Origin of the sequence: Tepidibacter sp. Z1-5, assembly GCF_037844525.1 — a bacterium.
Lineage (GTDB): Bacteria > Bacillota > Clostridia > Peptostreptococcales > Peptostreptococcaceae > Tepidibacter_A.
In genome coordinates this window covers 209,094-225,023 of sequence record NZ_JBBMMD010000036.1, presented here as the reverse complement: position 1 = coordinate 225,023, position 15,930 = coordinate 209,094, and the positions used below count along the sequence as shown (strand labels likewise).

General features: G+C 28.4%; 15 protein-coding genes. All 15 read right to left on the bottom strand.

Annotation, left to right across the window (positions count from 1 at the left end; translation table 11 throughout):
• Nucleotides 1-28: 28 nt before the first annotated feature.
• Nucleotides 29-547: a CDP-diacylglycerol--glycerol-3-phosphate 3-phosphatidyltransferase gene (pgsA, locus tag WJW32_RS09605; RefSeq protein ID WP_340257718.1), complete on the bottom strand. Its 519-nt coding sequence runs from the start codon at nucleotides 545-547 to the stop codon at nucleotides 29-31.
• Entirely contained in the window at nucleotides 531-1,871 is a 1,341-nt protein-coding gene (rimO, locus tag WJW32_RS09600) for a 30S ribosomal protein S12 methylthiotransferase RimO (RefSeq protein WP_340257717.1), read from the bottom strand. The genes pgsA and rimO overlap by 17 nt, the downstream gene beginning before the upstream one ends.
• Nucleotides 1,871-2,926 carry a tRNA 2-selenouridine(34) synthase MnmH gene (mnmH, locus tag WJW32_RS09595; RefSeq protein WP_340257716.1) on the bottom strand — a complete coding sequence of 352 codons (1,056 nt, stop codon included), beginning with the start codon at nucleotides 2,924-2,926 and terminating at the stop codon, nucleotides 1,871-1,873. Before mnmH ends, rimO begins: the two co-directional genes overlap by 1 nt.
• A 1-nt stretch (nucleotide 2,927) precedes the next feature.
• Entirely contained in the window at nucleotides 2,928-5,216 is a 2,289-nt protein-coding gene (locus WJW32_RS09590) for a DNA translocase FtsK (RefSeq protein WP_445330230.1), read from the bottom strand.
• Between the two features lie 180 nt (nucleotides 5,217-5,396).
• Nucleotides 5,397-6,110 carry a ClpP family protease gene (locus WJW32_RS09585; protein ID WP_445330229.1) on the bottom strand — a complete coding sequence of 238 codons (714 nt, stop codon included), beginning with the start codon at nucleotides 6,108-6,110 and terminating at the stop codon, nucleotides 5,397-5,399.
• Between the two features lie 147 nt (nucleotides 6,111-6,257).
• Nucleotides 6,258-7,475, bottom strand: coding sequence for an aspartate kinase (gene dapG, locus WJW32_RS09580; protein ID WP_340257713.1), 1,218 nt, complete (start codon nucleotides 7,473-7,475; stop codon nucleotides 6,258-6,260).
• 17 nt (nucleotides 7,476-7,492) lie between these two features.
• Nucleotides 7,493-7,738, bottom strand: coding sequence for a YlmC/YmxH family sporulation protein (locus WJW32_RS09575; protein ID WP_277733877.1), 246 nt, complete (start codon nucleotides 7,736-7,738; stop codon nucleotides 7,493-7,495).
• An 11-nt stretch (nucleotides 7,739-7,749) separates the two neighbouring features.
• Nucleotides 7,750-8,991 carry a M16 family metallopeptidase gene (locus tag WJW32_RS09570; RefSeq protein WP_340257710.1) on the bottom strand — a complete coding sequence of 414 codons (1,242 nt, stop codon included), beginning with the start codon at nucleotides 8,989-8,991 and terminating at the stop codon, nucleotides 7,750-7,752.
• A 226-nt stretch (nucleotides 8,992-9,217) separates the two neighbouring features.
• On the bottom strand, nucleotides 9,218-9,928 hold the full coding sequence (locus tag WJW32_RS09565) for a polysaccharide deacetylase family protein (protein ID WP_340257709.1): 711 nt from the start codon (nucleotides 9,926-9,928) through the stop codon (nucleotides 9,218-9,220).
• 196 nt (nucleotides 9,929-10,124) lie between these two features.
• Nucleotides 10,125-12,242, bottom strand: coding sequence for a polyribonucleotide nucleotidyltransferase (gene pnp / locus WJW32_RS09560; RefSeq protein ID WP_340257707.1), 2,118 nt, complete (start codon nucleotides 12,240-12,242; stop codon nucleotides 10,125-10,127).
• A gap of 144 nt (nucleotides 12,243-12,386) precedes the next feature.
• Complete coding sequence (gene rpsO, locus WJW32_RS09555; protein WP_340257706.1) at nucleotides 12,387-12,653, bottom strand: 30S ribosomal protein S15; 267 nt, start codon at nucleotides 12,651-12,653, stop codon at nucleotides 12,387-12,389.
• Nucleotides 12,654-12,769: 116 nt separating this feature from the next.
• A complete protein-coding gene (locus WJW32_RS09550) occupies nucleotides 12,770-13,690 on the bottom strand; it encodes a bifunctional riboflavin kinase/FAD synthetase (protein ID WP_340257704.1) in 921 nt (306 codons plus the stop codon).
• Nucleotides 13,691-13,705: 15 nt separating this feature from the next.
• Entirely contained in the window at nucleotides 13,706-14,608 is a 903-nt protein-coding gene (truB, locus tag WJW32_RS09545; protein WP_340257703.1) for a tRNA pseudouridine(55) synthase TruB, read from the bottom strand.
• A 12-nt stretch (nucleotides 14,609-14,620) separates the two neighbouring features.
• On the bottom strand, nucleotides 14,621-15,571 hold the full coding sequence (locus WJW32_RS09540; protein ID WP_340257701.1) for a DHH family phosphoesterase: 951 nt from the start codon (nucleotides 15,569-15,571) through the stop codon (nucleotides 14,621-14,623).
• Nucleotides 15,564-15,929, bottom strand: coding sequence for a 30S ribosome-binding factor RbfA (rbfA, locus tag WJW32_RS09535; RefSeq protein WP_340257700.1), 366 nt, complete (start codon nucleotides 15,927-15,929; stop codon nucleotides 15,564-15,566). The genes WJW32_RS09540 and rbfA overlap by 8 nt, the downstream gene beginning before the upstream one ends.
• Nucleotide 15,930 lies beyond the last annotated feature (1 nt).

Here is a 15,930-nt window from a genome sequence, read left to right as displayed (position 1 = left end):
TCCATCTGAATTAAGTTTCACTTTATTATTAATTCATATTTTTAAATATATTTCTATTTAGATTTATATAATCATATCCTGAATATATAGTAAGCATTACAGCAATTCCCATAAATATATTGGAGTATGGTATATTTAATAAAATCATCATTATAGCTAATATTTGAGATACAGTTTTTGCTTTTCCCCATTTACTAGCAGCTATAACTATTCCAGATGATGCTGCTATTGCCCTTAATATGCTAACAGCAAATTCTCTTGATATTATTACTATTACAGCCCATGATGATACTAGATTTAAATCTACCATAGTTATAAAAGCTGCAGCAACTAATAATTTGTCCGCTAAAGGGTCCATAAACTTTCCGAAATTAGTTACTAAATTATATTTTCTTGCTATATATCCATCTAAAAAGTCTGTTATCGATGCTATTGCAAATATTAATGCTGAAATCAATAGTGAATTTTTAACACCAGAAAGTATTACTACTACAAATACAGGTACTAATAATATTCTAAGTATAGTCAGCTTATTTGCTAGATTCATCTAACATCACTCCCATTAAATCATATTCCATGGCATCATTTATTTTTACATTAACAAATTGTCCTATATCTAATTTGTTATCTGTATTTACATATACAACACCATCTATTTCATAAGCATCTTGATATGTTCTTCCTATATATACGTTGTCTTCTAATTTTTCTTCTATTAAAACTTCATATACATTATCTATTTTTGCTTCATTGTTATTAAGAGATACTTCTTGCTGAATAAGCATTAATTCATCTCTTCTATTATGTTTTATTTCTTCATCTATTTGGTTTTCTAATTTTGCAGCAGCTGTACCTTCTTCTTGAGAGTAAGCAAATACTCCAAGTCTATCGAATTTAACTTCTTTTACAAACTCTTTTAGTTCTTCAAATTCTTCTTTTGTCTCTGAAGGAAATCCTACTATTATAGATGTTCTAATACAAGCATTTGGTATTTCTTTTCTTATCATATCTATCTTGTTTTTTATTTCTTCTTTAGTCGTTCTTCTATTCATAAGCTTTAGTATTCTATTATTACAGTGTTGTATTGGTAAATCAAAATAAGCACATATTTTTTCGTTTTCTTTTATAACCTTTATTATTTCCTCATTTAATTCTTCTGGATACGAATACATAACTCTTATCCACTTAAGTTCTTCAATTTTTGCAAGTTCTTTAAGCAAATATGAAAGTTTGTGCTCTTTGTATATATCAACTCCATACCTTGTTGTATCCTGAGCTATTACGACTAATTCTTTAACTCCATTTTTTGCAAGTTCTTTTGCCTCTTTTATTATGTTTTCTAATTCCCTGCTTCTATATTTTCCTCTTAATTTAGGTATTATACAGTAAGTACAGTGATTGTCACACCCTTCAGCTATTTTTAAATAAGCCATATAGGAAGGTGTTGTAGTATATCTGGGTAGTGTTTCATCATATACAAAATCAAGCTCGTCAAGTTCAATTATATTTTTTTCTTCAGACAGCCTCTTTATTATTTCAGCTATTTTTGAATAGCTTGCAGTTCCAACTATAGCATCTATTTCTTCTATCTCATTTTGTATCTCTTCACTGTATCTTTGTGCAAGACAACCAGACATAATAAGTATTTTTAAATTTCCTGTTTTTTTATACTCTGCAAGCTCTAATATTGTATTTATAGACTCTTCTTTTGCCGACTCTATAAATCCACAAGTATTTACTATTATTACTTCAGCTTGTTCGAAATCACTTGTAAGTCTATGTCCATTATTTTTAAGTATTCCTAACATGACCTCAGCATCTACTAAATTTTTAGAACATCCTAATGATTCTAGTGCTATTTTAAAACCCATTACTTTAAACTCCCTTCATGTAACTGTCTATGTATATTTATCAAATCGTCCATGGCTTTTTCAAATTCATCAACATTTATAATATTATCATAATTAAATTTATCAATAGAATATTTATATAGCGGATCATAATAATTGATTATAAGTTCTTCTGCTATTTTATCGTATTGTTTTAGATGTAGTTTTTCATTTAAATAATCTGTTTTTTCATTTCCAAGTCTCTTTCTAAGCTTTTCTATTGACTCTGAAATTTTATCATCATCTTTAGAACTTAAATTGACATATTGATTTACGAGTCTTTGTATTCTATTTTCTGTACTATCTTCAACAAGTATATGATAGCCTTTATCTATAGTCATATTATATATATTTTCTGGCAACATCACATACCCAACTCTTCTACTTTCACTTTCTGTAAATATGTATTTAGAATTAGAATTTATTATATAATCAAACAATAATGTTTCAAACATTTTTTGACTAGGTGGTTCTTTTTCAAATCCCAAATAACCAAATACAGATCCACAGTTTTGAGCGAACCCCTCTAGGTCCAAACTGCTTATATTTTTACTACTTAAATATTTAAGGGCATCCGTTTTTCCAACCCCTGTTAATCCATGAAGTACTATAAATTCATAGTTTTTATCTGCATTTTCTAAAAAATCTATAACATACTTTCTATATTTTTTATAACCTCCATCTAGCTTATGCATATTAATACCTAACCCAGAATAAAAGTTCACAAAAAGAGAACTCCTCATTCCACCTCTTGCACAATATATTATCAGGTTATCATACTCACTTGATAATTTCTTCAATTCTATGTAAATATCCTTTAATTTGTCAGCTATTAATTCTAAACCTTTTTCTATAGCTTTTTCTTTTCCTTCTTGCTTATATAATGTCCCCACTATTTTCCTTTGTTCGTCATTTAAAATAGGTATATTGACAGAATTTAAAATTCTATCCTCTGCATATTCTGACTCAGATCTTACATCTATAAATATACTATTTTCTAACTTCAAAGCATTCTCAATCTCTATAATATTACTCAAATTATTCACCCACTGTACTTTCAAATTCTTCTTTAGTAACTAAAACTTTTCTTGGTTTACTTCCCTCACTTGGACCTATCAATTCTCTTTCCTCCATTTGATCAATAAGTCGTGCAGCTCTATTATATCCTATTCTAAACTTTCTTTGAAGCATTGAGGCCGAGGCTTGATTAGTATTTATTACAAGCTCTATAGCATCACTTAGTAAATCATCCACATCAGATGATTCTACGTTTATTCCTTTATTTATATTTTCTATTATATCTTCTGTATACTTCACCTCTTCTACTTGACTTTTTACAAAACTAACCACTTCTTCTACTTCATCATCAGATATAAAAGCACCTTGAAGTCTTACTGGCTTAGTAGCTCCAACCGGATAAAATAACATATCTCCTTTTCCTAAAAGTTTTTCTGCTCCACCCTTATCTAGTATTGTTCTTGAATCGGCCTGAGAAGATACAGCAAATGCAATCCTTGATGGTATATTAGCTTTAATAACCCCTGTTATTACATCTACAGAAGGTCTTTGTGTAGCTACTATAAGATGCATTCCTGCTGCTCTTGCCATCTGTGCTAACCTACATATAGCATCTTCAACATCATTAGGACTTACCATCATTAAATCTGCAAGTTCATCTATTATTATTACTACCTTAGGCAATTTTTCTTCCATTTTATTATTGTATCCAGTTATATCTCTTACTAAATTTTCTGCAAACAGTTTATACCTTCTATTCATCTCACTTACTGCCCAATTAAGAGCAGATGCTGCTTTTTTAGGGTCTGTCACAACCGGTATAAGCAAATGTGGTATACCATTATAATTTGTAAGTTCTACAACTTTTGGATCTATCATTAAAAACTTAACTTCATCCGGCTTTGCTTTATACAGTATACTATTTATAAGTGTATTAACGCAAACACTTTTACCAGATCCAGTTGCACCTGCTATAAGTAGATGAGGCATTTTTGATATATCTGTAATTATAGGCATTCCTGATATATCTTTACCTAATGAAAATGATAACTTTGATTCATTATTTGTAAATTCTTTAGATTCTATAACCTCTCTTAAAGTTACAATTTGTACCTGCTCATTTGGAACTTCTATCCCAACAGCAGCTTTTCCTGGTATAGGTGCTTCTATTCTTATACTCTTTGCAGCTAAGCTTAAAGCAATATCATCAACTAGTCCTACAATTTTACTAACCTTTACTCCAGCTTTTGGTTGAATTTCATATCTAGTTATAGTGGGTCCTTTAGTAACTTGATTTATACTAGCTTCTACACCAAAATCTTTTAACGTTTGTTCCAATAATTTAGCATTTTTTAATATCTGCTTTTTATCTTTTACATCAACATTATTGGTAGATTCCTTTAATAATTCAACACTAGGTATTTCATAGTCAGAAAAATTCTCCACATCAGAGTTCGTTACTACTTTTACTTCTTTTTCTTTATCATTATCTTGCTCTTTATCTATATTTTTCAAATTAGACTGTTTGATATTATTATCTTCTAAGTTTACTTTATTATCTACATTATCTACTTGATTTTCAGTTTTAGATTCTCGATCAAAGTTTATTATTTTTATAGGCTTTTCTTTTGAATTTTCTTCGTAAGAATCTTCATTGTTGTTAATTTTAATCTTCTTTTTAACTTTGTTATTTTGTCGTTTTTCAACTGTTACAAAGCTAATAACAAAATTTTTAAAAGCAATAAAGCTATCTATTAATAAATTGTTTAATCTTTTTAAAGCATCTTGTATTGATATATTGAAAGCAAATAAAGTAATAACAATTAAAGCAAAAATACTAACTATATAAGAACCATTAACTCCAAATAATTTAATAAAATAATATGCTATTATAGTACTAAATATCCCGCTGCCGTTACCCTCTATAGATATTGAAAATATTATTTTTAGATTTTGAGGTATAAACGGACTATCTACTGGTATAAAATCTTTTTTCATAAGTCCATAAATTAAAATTATTATAAATATTAAAGGATAATACAATTTGTAATTTTTTATATTTTTAATTTTATTGCTATTTATTAAATTGATTACTCCTACTAAAATTATAATATATGGTACTATTATAGATAACTTTGAAAAAAATCCCAAAAACATTACCTTAATAAAATACCCTACTTCTCCCATTGAATTAGTCTTTAAGCTATATAAAAAGAATAATCCTAAAAATATTAAGCTAAGATCTCTAAGTTCTTGCATAAACTTATTGTCTAGCTTATTTTTAGTTTCTCTTTTCTTTCTTTTTCTCATAAGCATCACCCCATCAAAATATATCATATGTAAATTATGTACATAAAGCGAAAACTTAATTCAGATGGATTTTTTACCCTAGCTGAATTTTTAGCTTTCGGATAAATTATGCATATTATTACATTAATAAAAGTGTTAATGCCTTTCACACTAACACTTTCATTTTATAATTATAACATATTATTTATTTTCCTGCGAATTTTCATCTGATTTTTCATTTGAGATCAAATTTTTTAAATGTTGTATTGCTTCTTTTAGTCCTCCTACTTCATTTATTAAATTGTATTCTACCGCTTCTTTTCCAATTAATACACTTCCTACATCATTTACAAGTTCATCTCTTGAATTCATTAATTTATTTAGATTTTCTTTGTCTATATCTGACGTTCTAGTTATAAAATCAGTAATTCTTTGTTGCATTTTTCTAAAATATTCAAAAGTCTCGCTCACGCCTATTATAAGTCCATTCATTCTTATTGGATGAATTGTCATCGTTGCAGTTGGAGCTATAAAGGAATAGTCTCCTGATGTTGCAAGAGGCACTCCAATACTATGACTTCCTCCTAATACAAGTGTAACCGTATGTTTAGACAAGCTATTTATAAGTTCTGATATAGCCAGTCCGGCCTCTACATCTCCTCCTACAGTATTTAATATTATAAGTACTCCTTTTATATTAGGATTTTCTTCAATTGCATATAACTGAGGAATTATATGCTCATATTTAGTTGTTTTTTTCTGAGGAGAAGACATCATATGTCCCTCTATTTCACCAATTATAGTTATACACTGTATTTCTTTATTATCAAGTCCTAAATTAGGAGTACCTAACTGTCTTATATCTTCTATCATATCCTTATTCTTAGAATCATCCTTATTTTTTTTATTTTCCATAATTTCCTCCTATTATTGTAGTTGCATTAACAGATAATTAACGTTTGTCTTATTTTGCCCAATATATAGGAATCTAAGCAAAAAAATAAGTTGCTATTTAAATAGCAACTTAAAATAAATTTGAATTATACAGTTTTTTTAGAACTATTAGACTTGCGATAAATTGAATTCTTTATGAAGAGCATTAACAGCTTTTCTAAGGTCTTCTCGCTTTATTACACAAGATATAGTCATACGCGAATCTGATGTTTGAAGTATTTCTATTTTTTCTTCAGATAATACTTTAACTATTCTAACCATGACTCCTGGAATACCATTTATTCTACTACCTATCAAAGTTACTTTCGAACAATTTTTGACTATATCATAAGTTATATCGTATTTATCAAATAATTTTTCAAGACATTTTAATTTTTCTTCATCAATAGTAAATGCCTTTTCTTTAACAAAGAAATTAATCATATCCATACTTATATCATTTTGTTCCATATCACTTAATAAATCTGTAAATGTAGATTCTTTACAATCTGTAATTTTAACTTGTACTATACCATCTGCATTTGCTATACCAGTCATTAAGTCTTTATTCATACTCATATATCCATCTATTTCTTTTGATAAATATGAACCTATACTTGTTCCATTTCCTGGATTTAAAGTATTTTTAATTTTCAAAACAATATTATTATTTTTAGCTATTTCAACTGCTCTTGGATGAATGACCTTAGCTCCTTTTTCAGCCATTTGAAATACTTCATCATAGTTTATACACTCTATAACCTTAGCATTTGGTTCTATTCTAGGATCAGCAGTCATTATTCCATCTACATCTGTATATATCTCAACAATTTTTGCATCTAATCCTGCTCCTACAATTACAGCGGACGTATCACTACCTCCTCTTCCAAGAGTTGTAACTTCTCCATTTTCTGTTATTCCTTGAAACCCTGTTACTACTACTACATTGTCTTTTTCTAACTCTTCTTTTATTCTATTTGGATTCACATCAATAACTGATGAGTCTCCGTATTTCCCGTTAGTAATAATCCCCGCTTGAGCACCTGTTAATAATATAGAGTTGATTTTTTTACTCTTTAGAATATTAACAAGTAAAGTGCCAGATATTATCTCACCACAAGACATTATAAGATCAAGTTCTCTCTTTGATACATCTTCATTGACTTGTTTGCAAAGTTGTATAAGAGTATCTGTTGCGTACGGAGCTCCTTTTCTTCCCATTGCAGATACTACAATAACTAAATCATATCCATCATCTTTGTATTTTTTTATTATTTCACATATCTTGTTCATTTTTTCATATGATTCTACTGATGTTCCCCCAAATTTTTGAACTAATATATTCATAGTCTTGCCCTCCAACGCTATATATTGCCTTCATATTCAATTATAATCATATCATTACCTATTTTTTTTACATTTTTCCATGGCACCTCTAAGGTAGATTTATCTCTTCTAAATGAAAAAAAGCTTCTATCTCTTGGTATAACCAACGCCATTATTCTACCTGTTCCTTCATCAACTACCAAGTCTGATTCAGCTATAATTCCCAGCCTTTCCCCTGTTGTCAAATTAACAATCTCTTTACCAGCAATAGAAGACAATTTCATACTACTCCCCCCTAAAAACTTAAATTCTCACTGTTTTTACCAACTACAGAAATGGCTATTTTATCTGTATCAAAAATACCTTTTATTATATTATCTATCTCATCATCTGTTACATTGTTAATTTTATTTAGTATATCTTTTGGATTATTTACTTTATTTAGTAAAATTTGTGACTTACCCATAGACATCATTCTGCTACTAGTGCTTTCAAGTCCCAATATATAATTACCCTTTAATTGCTCCTTTGATCTTTTAATTTCTTCTTTTGTAAGACTGTTTTCTTTAATTAATTTTATTTCATTAATAATAGAATTGTATACTCTATATATATTCTTTTCACTCATACTCGAAGATATATTAAATACTCCTACTCCCTTATTCAACGTCAAATATGAGTAAATAGAATAAACAGTCCCCTGCTCTTCCCTTATATTTTGAAACAGCCTAGAGCTCATACTAGATCCGAATATATTATTTACAATTGATAGAGCATATATATCTTCACTTTCAAGTCCTATACTTTCAAGTCCCATGCATAAATTCATTTGCTCTATATCTTTATTTCTAGTTATAATTCCTAAATTAAAATTGCAATTATTAATATCTATGTTTTTATCTTTTTTATTATTCCATCCTTTAAATTTTCGTTCTATTAGTTCAACCATATTCTCAAAGTTGAAATTACCACATATAGATATTACACAATTATTAGGAACATAATATTTATTAAAAAATTCCACCATATTTTCTCTTTTTATTTTTTTTAAAGAGGTTCTTGTTCCTAATATATTTCTTCCAATTCCTTGATTTTTATAAATCATTTCAAATAACATATCATGAGCTAAATCTTCTGGTGAATCCTCATACATATTTATTTCTTCAAGTATAACACTTCTCTCTTTTGATATATCTTCATCTAAAAACAAAGGATTTAATATCATATCTGCTAGTATATTTATTCCAGATTCTATATGTTCGTCAATCATTTTCACATAATAACAAGTCGTTTCTTTACTAGTAAAAGCATTTATGTGACCACCTAGATGATCTATTTCCTCAGCTATTTTCTTTGCTGTTCTATTTTTAGTTCCTTTAAATAACATATGTTCTATAAAGTGGGACATTCCATTTGTATATTCATCTTCATACCTGCTCCCAACATCTACCCAAATTCCAAAACTTACAGAGTTTACATGATTTATTTCTTCACCTACTATAACTAAACCATTATCTAGAGTATATTTTTTAGACACTTTCTAGCCTCCCAATCTTTAAAGTTACACATCTAATTATAGTTTACATTATATATTTATTCAACATTAAAAAATTCGTCTACTCGCTAACGCGGTGACTCATGTAGCCAACGATTCTTTCAGGCTCCGTTGCTCAAAAATAGTCGCAAGTATCTCTTTCTTAAACTAGTTATCCACAAAACAAAAATGTTGTAATTCCTATAGAATAAAAACCTGTGTTGATTTACTACATATCAAATATATCACTAAGACATCCCACCTCATAACCATTATTTCTTATAGTTTCTATTATCGATTTTAAAGCCTGCGATGTAGCTTTAGTAGGATGCATCAATATAATACCGGAATCCTCCATATCTTTTGATTTTATTCTCTGTACTATTTTATCAGGATTGTCTTTGTACTTCCAATCGATAGTATCTAATGTCCATTTTATAGGTATATAATTTAAATCCACTGCAGCTTTTACGGTATTTTCACTATAATATCCAGATGGAGGTTCAAAAAATTTAGTGTCCTCTTTTATTATATTTTCTATTATTTTCTTTGACTTTTGTATTTCATCATAATTTGATTTATAATCAAGTTTACTATAGTCCGTATGTTTATAGCCATGATTTCCAATTTCATGACCATCTGCTTTTATTTTCATAAGTATATCCGGATATTTATCTGCCCATCTACCTGTAACCATAAAAGTTATTTTAACATTTTCTTCTTTAAGAGTTTCAAGCATAGTATCTATGTATTCATTTCCCCAATCTACATTACAAGTTATAGCTACATGGTTTGAATTTTCTTTATTACCTTTATGAAAGGGCTCTTGCTTATTATTAAAACAACTTACACTATAGTTAGTTATAAGACTCATCATCCCAATAGCCAATATAATCAAAGTCATTCTAATTACTTTTTTCTTTTTAATTATAACTATCATAAATTCATCTCCTTTTTTATCTTGAGGATATTAGGCTATAATACCTAGTCCAATATATATCTATTATTGGATCTATGAATTTATGCAAAAATAATTACAATTATAGTTCTTTCATTAATTTTATTCATATATTAAAAATTATATATTTTCTTTAAATAAAAAAAAATAAGCACTTTATAAAGCGCTTATTTTTGTACTACATTTTTTTTTCAGTTTCTGTCTTTTCTACTTTTTCTGGTTTTTCAATCAATGCTTTTCTTGAAAGATTTATTCTTCCTTGCTTATCTATTTCAGTAACTTTAACTTTTACTATATCTCCTATTTTTAGAACATCTTCAACTTTTTCTACTCTTTCGTGAGCTATATTAGATATATGAATTAAACCTTCTTTTTTAGGTAATATTTCTACAAAAGCACCAAAATTCATTATTCTAGTTACTTTTCCTTCATATATTTCCCCTTCTTCAACTTCTTTAACGATAGTTAATATCATATCTTTTGCTTTTTGTCCTAATTCTTTATCTGGAGACATTATGAATACTTCTCCATCTTTTTCTATATCTATTTTAACACCAGTCTCTTCTATTATACCAGTTATAGTCTTTCCACCAGGTCCTATAACGTCTCTAACCTTATCAGGGTGTATTTTTAATTTTATTATTCTTGGAGCATATTCAGACATTTCTTCTCTATGCGTATCTATTGTCTTCTTCATTTCATTCAGTATATGAAGTCTACCTTCTTTAGCTTGTTCAAGTGCAGTTTTTAGTATTTCTTTATCTATTCCATCTATTTTTATATCCATTTGTATAGCTGTTATACCGTTTGGTGTTCCAGCCACTTTAAAGTCCATATCTCCTAAGAAATCTTCCATTCCTTGTATATCAGATAAAATTGCTATATTTTCATTTTCTTTTATAAGCCCCATTGCTATACCTGCTACCATATCCTTTATAGGAACTCCTGCATCAAGTAATGACAATGTACTTCCACAAACACTTGCTTGAGATGTAGATCCGTTAGAACTTAATACTTCTGATACCAATCTTATTGTATATGGGAACTCTTCTTTACTTGGAATCATAGGCTCTAATGCTCTTGATGCAAGTGCTCCATGTCCTATTTCTCTTCTTCCAGGACCTCTTAAAGGTCTTGTTTCTCCTACGCTATATGAAGGAAAATTATAATGATGCATATATCTTTTATCTTCTTCATCTTCAAGTCCATCTATTATTTGTACATCACCTAAAGATCCAAGAGTAGCTACAGTTAAAACTTGTGTTTGTCCTCTTGTAAAAAGTCCAGAACCATGTGTTCTTGGAAGAATTCCAACTTCTGACCATATAGGTCTTATCTCATCTGATTTTCTATTATCAGGTCTTATTTTCTCATTTACAATCATATCTCTTACTAACTCTTTTATGATACTATGTAAAACCGAATCTACATCTTTAATATTTTCTGGGTATATCTCTTCAAAATGACATAAAGTATCTTCTTTAACGTTTGCCATTTTTTCAGCTCTTTCAAGCTTTTCAACTGTTTTTATAGCTTGTCTCATATTTTCACACGCATATTCTCTAACAGCCGCTTCAATATTTTCATCAGGCTTATATAAAACAACCTCTTGTTTTTGTTTTCCAATTTCTTCTACTATTGTTTCAATAAATGCAACTATTTTTTTTATCTCCTCATGTGCAAACATAATAGCATCTAACATTAAATCTTCGCTTAATTCATTCGCGCCTGCTTCAACCATCATTATAGCATCTTTAGTTCCAGATACTATTAAGTTTAACTGACTTTCTTTCTTTTGTTCTACCGTAGGATTAACTACAAACTCTCCATCTATCAATCCTATACATACAGATCCAGTTGGTCCATCAAATGGAATATCTGATATTGAAAGAGCTACAGATGAGCCTATCATTGCTACTATATCAGTAGGACAATCAGGATCTGTAGACATTACAGTTGCTACAACTTGTACATCATTTCTATATCCTTTTGGAAATAAAGGTCTAATAGGTCTATCTATTAATCTAGATGTCAATATAGCCTTTTCTGATGGTCTTCCTTCTCTTTTTATAAATCCTCCAGGTATTTTACCCACTGAGTAAAGTTTTTCCTCATAATCAACGCTAAGCGGGAAGAAATCAATTCCCCCTCTTGGCTCAGAAGATGCACATGCATTTACAAGTACAACACTATCCCCATATTTCAACATACAACTTCCATTTGACATTTCACATACTTTACCTATCTCCACAGAAAGTTTTCTTCCTGCTAAATCCATTTCAAAATTTTTATACATAATTTGCCTCCTCTCATAGGTAAAAGATACTACAAATTTTAATTTTAGTAAACAATTTTATTTAAAATACGCCATATATTTATTATTCCCTATTAGAAATAATTTATTATGTATTTAAAAAGAGCAGGTAAACCCTGCCCTTTATTATTTTCTTAATCCTAATTTTTCAATTAAAGTCTTATATCTGTCTAAATCTTTTCCTTTTAAGTACTTAAGTAAACGTCTTCTGCTTCCAACCATCTTTAAAAGACCTCTTCTTGAGTGATGATCTTTCTTGTGCATTTTTAAGTGATCATTTAACTCATTTATTCTAGTAGTTAATAATGCTATTTGAACTTCTGGAGAACCAGTATCTCCCTCATGAGTTTTGTAAGTTTCGATTATTTCTTGCTTTTTAGCTCCTTGTAACATATTAAAACACCTCCATATTTTTTTAACACCTATTGCTGAGCATTCGTCGGTGAATCAAATGCCGAGCAATGGTTTCAACATTAATTATTGTAACATAACTTGATTTATAAGTAAACTTATTTTTTATTTTGCTTTATGTTCTCTATATCCATATTCATCTGTTTCTTTAAATCCTGTATTGTATCAAACTTTATTTCATCTCTAATTCTTCTTATAAAATTAATAGTTGCTTCCTTTCCATATAAATTTCCATTATATTCAAGTATATAGGTCTCAACTGTAAATTCATTTTGTTTAACAGTTGGACTATATCCTATATTAGTTGCACCATTATAGATTTTTCCATCTATATTTACCTTCGTGTGATAAACACCTATCTTAGGAATCAATATGTTTTTATCATACTTTAAATTAATAGTTGGAAACCCTAAGTTTCTGCCTATTTTTTTACCATGAATAACAATTCCGTTTACTCCATACTCTCTTCCTAAAAATTCACTAACCTTATCTACCTCACCAATTTCTAGTAAATTTCTTACATAAGTACTGCTTATCCTTATATTTTCCAAACAAATAGGATTCATAATTTTCACATCAAAACCATATGTTTTTCCAATATTTTCTAAAAATTCAGCATTTCCACCTCTGTTTAGTCCAAATCTAAAATCATGCCCTATAACTATTTGTTTTGCATGCAATTTATCCAAAAGAATTTTTTCTATATACTCTTCTGGATTTAATTTTATTATAAATTCATTAAATGGTATAGAAACAATTATATCAATTCCCATTTTATTTATAATTTCATATTTTTCTTCTTTGGTAATTATATTCTTCAATTTGTTTTTTTTGAAAAAATTAACAGGATGGTTTGAAAATGTAAAAAGTACACTCTTCATTTTTTTATGTTTAGCTATTAATATAGTGTCTTTTATTATTTTTTGATGGCCTTTATGTACTCCATCAAAATTTCCAATAGTTACAACGGTATCCTGTTTTATATTTATATTTTTTATGTCTGTAATTATTTTCATCATATTCAGCTCCAATAATTAAATAAATAATTTATGGCTTTTTAACAATATATTATCGTCTTGTATTTTTATTTTCCCAATTGCGCAAAATTTATCATCTATATATACTTTCACTAATTCTTCATCATGATATTCTTGTTTAATTATTAGGCCTTTTTGATATATAGTGTTTCCATTAGAAAATGCCTTATATGCACTTTGCTTTACATCTATTCTTTCGTAATTTGTAAGAGGATAATCTATTCCCATTATATAATCTTGTAATTTCAAATCCTTAGATGCTTGTTCGATTTCTTCGAGTGTATATGCATTTTCAATGTCAAAATTACCCGACTTCGTTCTAAGCAAAAACGACATATAAGCACCAACTCCAAGTTCGTCTCCTATATCCTTACAAAGACTCCTAACATATGTACCCTTAGATACCGTCACTTCAAACAATACTTTTTCTTTATCTATGCTTTTTATTTTTATATCTTTTACTATTACTTTTCTTGATTTAATTTCAACATCAGTCTGTCCACTTCGTGCTAATTCATACAATCTCTTACCATTAACTTTTAGAGCAGAGTATATAGGAGGTATTTGAGTTATCTCTCCCTTAAATTTTTCAAATGCACTATATATATCTTCTTCATTTATATGAGTTGAATCCTTTTTTTCTATAATTTTGCCAAAAGAATCATAAGTATCTGTTTGTATTCCAAGTGTTAACTCTGCTATATAAGTTTTTTCTTTATTTAATATAAGTTCAGCTATTTTGGTAGCCTTACCAAGGCATATAGGTAATACTCCAGCTGCATTTGGATCTAATGTACCTGTATGTCCTACTTTTTTCATATTTACAATTTTTCTAACTCTTGATACAACATCATGAGATGTCATACCTGTTGGTTTTAGTATATTAAGTATTCCATTCATATTATCACTCTCTTAAATATGCTTTATTACTTCTTCTATAAGCGTTTTTTTAGCATTCTCTAAAGAATCATTTATTGTACATCCAGAAGCCCTTACATGGCCTCCTCCTCCAAATACTTTTGCTATTTCACTGACATTAACATATGATTTGGATCTTAAGCTTATTTTAATCTGATTAGATTTTTTTTGCTTAAATAAAATCCCAACTTCTACTCCATTTATATCTCTAGCATAGTTTACAAATCCATCCACGTCATTAAATGTTATATTGTTATTTTTAAACATTTGAGTAGTCAATTCAATAGTCGCTATTTTATCTTGTATAACGTTTAATGTATTTAAAGATTCACCTAGTATCTTAACATAGTTTACAGGATTATTTTGGTATATGTTTTGTATTATATCTTGTTTGTCTATTCCTTTTTTTAATAGTTCACAAGCCATTTCAAAACTACTAGGATTAGTATTTGAATACATAAAATTGCCTGTATCAGTTATAAGACCAGTGTAAAGACAATTAGCTATTTTTTTGTCTATTATATTTTCATCTATTTTCATAAGCATTTCATATACAACTTCACATGTAGATGAAGCTTTATCATCTACATAGTTTAAGTCTGCATATAAATCATTGCTTGTATGGTGGTCTATATTTATTGTTATACTTGCTGCACTTTTTATAGTATCACTACAACAAAGTCTATCTTTATCACCACAATCAAGTGATATAAGTATATAATCTTCAGTCTTTATTTCTTCAGATTTATATATTTTAATTTCTTTATATAAAAATTCCAAATTAGAAGGAAGATTATCATCTAATACAAACATAGCTTCTTTCTTCATACTTTTAAGTGCATAATATAGTCCTATTGATGATCCTAAGTTGTCTCCATCTGGACTATAATGGGAAGTAATAATAAAATTATTACTTCCCATTATAGTATTTATTATTTTATTCATTTACATCATCTTCTTTTTTTGAATTGACGTTTTTAATTAAATTAGACATGTAAACTCCTTTTTCAATAGAATCATCCAATCTAAATATTATTTCAGGAGTATATCTCAATTTAACATGTTTTCCTATTTCTTTTCTAACAAATCCACTGGCACTTTTTAATCCTTTTAGGGTTCCATCTTTATCTCCTGTAAGTACGCTAATGTATATATAAGCATACTTTAAATCAGAAGTTACATTAACATCCGTAACACTTACTAGAGAAGATATTCTAGGATCTTTTAGACCTTCTAAAAGTAATCTACTTATAACCTTTTTTATTTCTTCTCCTATTCTTCTTGTTCTAGAATATGATGCCATA

Coding starts and splice junctions, on each gene's coding strand:
- pgsA (WP_340257718.1), bottom strand. CDS start 547: ATGAATCTAGCAAATAAGCTGACTATACTTAGAATATTATTAGTACCT.
- WJW32_RS09575 (WP_277733877.1), bottom strand. CDS start 7,738: ATGAAATTGTCTTCTATTGCTGGTAAAGAGATTGTTAATTTGACAACA.
- rpsO (WP_340257706.1), bottom strand. CDS start 12,653: ATGTTACAAGGAGCTAAAAAGCAAGAAATAATCGAAACTTACAAAACT.
- dapG (WP_340257713.1), bottom strand. CDS start 7,475: ATGAATATATTAGTTCAAAAATTTGGGGGAACATCAGTAGAATCATAT.
- WJW32_RS09540 (WP_340257701.1), bottom strand. CDS start 15,571: ATGAATAAAATAATAAATACTATAATGGGAAGTAATAATTTTATTATT.
- truB (WP_340257703.1), bottom strand. CDS start 14,608: ATGAATGGAATACTTAATATACTAAAACCAACAGGTATGACATCTCAT.
- WJW32_RS09590 (WP_445330230.1), bottom strand. CDS start 5,216: ATGAGAAAAAGAAAGAAAAGAGAAACTAAAAATAAGCTAGACAATAAG.
- WJW32_RS09585 (WP_445330229.1), bottom strand. CDS start 6,110: ATGGAAAATAAAAAAAATAAGGATGATTCTAAGAATAAGGATATGATA.
- WJW32_RS09565 (WP_340257709.1), bottom strand. CDS start 9,928: ATGATAGTTATAATTAAAAAGAAAAAAGTAATTAGAATGACTTTGATT.
- pnp (WP_340257707.1), bottom strand. CDS start 12,242: ATGTATAAAAATTTTGAAATGGATTTAGCAGGAAGAAAACTTTCTGTG.
- WJW32_RS09550 (WP_340257704.1), bottom strand. CDS start 13,690: ATGATGAAAATAATTACAGACATAAAAAATATAAATATAAAACAGGAT.
- rimO (WP_340257717.1), bottom strand. CDS start 1,871: ATGGGTTTTAAAATAGCACTAGAATCATTAGGATGTTCTAAAAATTTA.
- rbfA (WP_340257700.1), bottom strand. CDS start 15,929: ATGGCATCATATTCTAGAACAAGAAGAATAGGAGAAGAAATAAAAAAG.